The 2862-nt window shown below is 73.7% G+C and carries 3 protein-coding genes and 1 pseudogene; 2 read left to right on the top strand and 2 right to left on the bottom strand.

The annotated features are described in order from the left end of the window. A partial coding sequence (locus tag MXD58_RS24325; protein ID WP_250610004.1) for a zf-HC2 domain-containing protein occupies positions 1–290 on the bottom strand: 290 nt, incomplete at its 3' end. Continuing rightward, positions 287–1075 carry an RNA polymerase sigma factor SigE gene (sigE, locus tag MXD58_RS24320; protein ID WP_248836641.1) on the bottom strand — a complete coding sequence of 263 codons (789 nt, stop codon included), beginning with the start codon at positions 1073–1075 and terminating at the stop codon, positions 287–289. The genes sigE and MXD58_RS24325, both read right to left, overlap by 4 nt. A 165-nt stretch (positions 1076–1240) precedes the next feature. Between sigE and MXD58_RS24315 the strand changes: the two genes are divergently transcribed. Beyond that, the gene (locus MXD58_RS24315; protein ID WP_248836640.1) at positions 1241–1903 is read left to right on the top strand and encodes an O-methyltransferase; all 663 of its coding nucleotides are present in this window, start codon (positions 1241–1243) and stop codon (positions 1901–1903) included. A 202-nt stretch (positions 1904–2105) separates the two neighbouring features. Then, positions 2106–2862, top strand: a pseudogene (locus MXD58_RS24310) (hypothetical protein); the annotation flags it as partial.

The following is a 2862-nucleotide window of genomic DNA, read 5'->3' as shown; positions in this document are numbered from 1 at the left end:
GCCCTGACGCGCGTACTGCCGGCGCGGGTGCTGCCGTCGGCGCGGCCCTGTCGATCAGCGCGGGCCGGGGACCCGGATTCGGCGCCGATGTCGCGCAGCCGCGCGACGAGGGCACCCGACATCGCCGGGGCCTCCATGGCCACCAGCAGGCCCTTGACCTGGCGCAGCTCCACGACCTCCGCCTGGCACCGCGCGCAGCCGGCGAGGTGCGCCAGCGCGCGGTCCCGCGCGTCGTGGTCCAGCTGATGGTCGATGAGCGGCGACACCCGGTCGCCGAGGTGCTCGGTCACGCGGGCCGCTCCGCGGGAGCACCACCCTTGCCACCGGCGGGCACGGCCCCACGCCGTCGCCCGATTCTGCCTCGCCCGTCGTCCCGTTCGCGGCGCCCGGCCGGCTCTGCGACCGGCTGGTCACCGCGCGCCGGCGCCACGGGCCGCCCACCCATACCGGTGAGCGCTTCGTCCAGGCCGTCGTTCTCGGTGGCCAGCAGGACGCCCTCGCCGCGCGGCGCGCGGTCGGCCAGCGCCGCTCGCAGCATCGCCCGGCCTCGGGAGATCCGGCTGCGCACCGTGCCCAGTTTGACTCCGAGCGTCTGCGCGATCTCCTCGTAGGAGAGTTGCTCGATGTCGCACAGCACGACGGCGGCACGGAAGTCCGGCGGCAGCGCGGCGAGCGCCGCCTCCACATCCGCGTCGAGGTGCGCCTCGGCGTAGACCGCCTCGGGGCTGGCCTCTCGGCCGGCGAGACGCTCGGTGTCCTCGGGCAGCGCGTCGAAACGAATCTTCTGCTGCCTGCGGACACGATCGAGGAAGAGGTTGGTCGTGATCCGGTGCAGCCATCCTTCGAAGGTGCCTGGCGTGTAGTCAGCCAGGGATCGAAAGACGCGCACGAACACGTCCTGGGTGAGGTCCTCGGCGTCGTGGGCGTTGCCAGTGAGGCGGTAGGCCAGGCGGTAAACCCGGTTGCCGTGCTCGCGGACCACGTCCTCCCAGGACGGGGGAACCCAGGCGGAAGCATCTGAGGTGGCGGCGGCGCCGGCGGCGTCGGAACCCGCCCCGGAGTCCTGCGCAGCCACAGCCGCCTCTCGGTCGGTTCTCGTCGAACGTACCCGACGACCCGGCCATGGAGCGGCGAATCCCGCTGCGGACACCGATGTTTCTCCCTTCCGTGCTCGACACGGTGCGCGTCGACCAGATGAACGCGCGTCTGTGCTCTCACGTTCCCGTAGGCTGCGGATGTCATGCCCCAGACAGACATCGGCGAGCTGGGATCGGCCGCCGCCTACGCCGAGGGCTTCCTCCTGGAAGACCCCATCCTTCGTGCTGCCCGCTCTCGCGCCGAGGAAGTCGGGATCGTTCCCGTCAGTCCCGGTGCCGGCGCGGTGCTGCGTTTCCTCGCCGCCTCCGTCGGCGCCCGCGCGGTCGTGGAGATCGGTACCGGCACCGGCGTGTCCGGTACCTGGCTGCTTCGCGGAATGCGCCCGGACGGCACCCTGACCACCATCGACGTCGAGGCCGAGCACCTGCGCCTCGCGCGCCGCACCTACGCCGAGGCGGGGATGGCGCCGGGCCGCTCCCGCCTCATCACCGGCCGCGCCCTGGACGTCCTGCCTCGTCTCACCGACGGTGCCTACGACCTGGTGTTCTGCGATGCCGACCGGCGCGAGGGCAGCGAGTACCTCACCCAGGCGCTGCGGCTGCTGCGGCCCGGAGGTGTGGTCGTGTTCGCGGGTGTGCTGGCGGACGGCCAGGCGGCTGACCCCAACGTGCGCACCCCCGACGCGATCGCGGTCCGCGAGCTCGCTACCGCGGTGCGCGACGACATCCGGCTCACCCAGATGCTTCTCACCACCGGCGGCGGCCTGCTCGTCGCGGTGGTCGCGAAGTCCTCGCCGGTCGGGTAGCCCGGTCCGCGAGCAGCCGGTGACCGCGGGGGCACGCGAACGGGCCGGAGGAAATCCCCCCGATCGGCACCTTCGCTGGTCGCCGGGGCCGGTTCGCCTCCCGGCGGGAGGCGATCTCCCCGGTCGGTGCCAGGCGGAGGGCGAGCAACCGGAGTCGCGTAATCTGCCCTCATAGGTGACAGTGCGACATGATGGGGAGTGGATGGCACCGGCCCGGGAAGACCGGCGCTACGACGGCCCCGGCGCGCAGGTCGGTTATGACGACCGCGCTGCGTGGGCCGGGCCGAACCATCGCGACCGACCCGCCGACCCCGGCCGGGCGAACCCCGCCGCTCCCCTGGACCGTTCCTCCGCCCGGGCCCACGGTCACCGGGAGAGTCACGCCGCCCGCGGCGGCCACGACGACCGCTACGGCGGCTATCGCCGCGATCAGGACGATCCTTCCCCCACCGGCGGCCACGTCACCGGCGGCTACGTCACCCGCGAGGACGGTTACGACGAAGGCCGCTTCGGCGAGAGCGATCCCTACCGCGGTGACCGGTATGACGGCGACCGGCACGACGCCCCGCACCACGGCGACGACTGGCGGTACGGGAGCGACCAGTACGGCGTTGATCAGTACGGCGTTGATCAGTACGGCGTTGATCAGGACGGCGACCCCTACGGCCAAGACCGGCGTGGCGGCGACCAGCACGGCGGCGACCCGCGGGGCGACGACCCCCGGGGCGGCAGCGGTCGGCGGGGCGTCGGCTGGCCCAGCAATCATGCGGACACTCCCGCTGCCCGGCGGGGCGCCGGCGCGCCCGGCGCCCGGGAGGGCTACGGCGGGCACGGCCCGAACCCAGAGCCCAGCCCGTACGGCGAGACAGCCGTGTATGGCGGCACCCGCTCGCCGTCCGCCCGTTCCTACGGCGCCGCCTCGGTAGGCCGGGAGCGGGCGGCCCGTGACGGCCGGGCGC

Origin of the sequence: Frankia sp. AgKG'84/4, assembly GCF_023242965.2 — a bacterium.
Lineage (GTDB): Bacteria > Actinomycetota > Actinomycetes > Frankiales > Frankiaceae > Frankia.
This window is presented reverse-complemented; position numbering and strand designations above follow the sequence as displayed.

Excerpts from the sequence above, each read along its gene's own strand:
- MXD58_RS24315 (WP_248836640.1), top strand. The coding sequence starts at position 1,241 with ATGCCCCAGACAGACATCGGCGAGCTGGGATCGGCCGCCGCCTACGCC.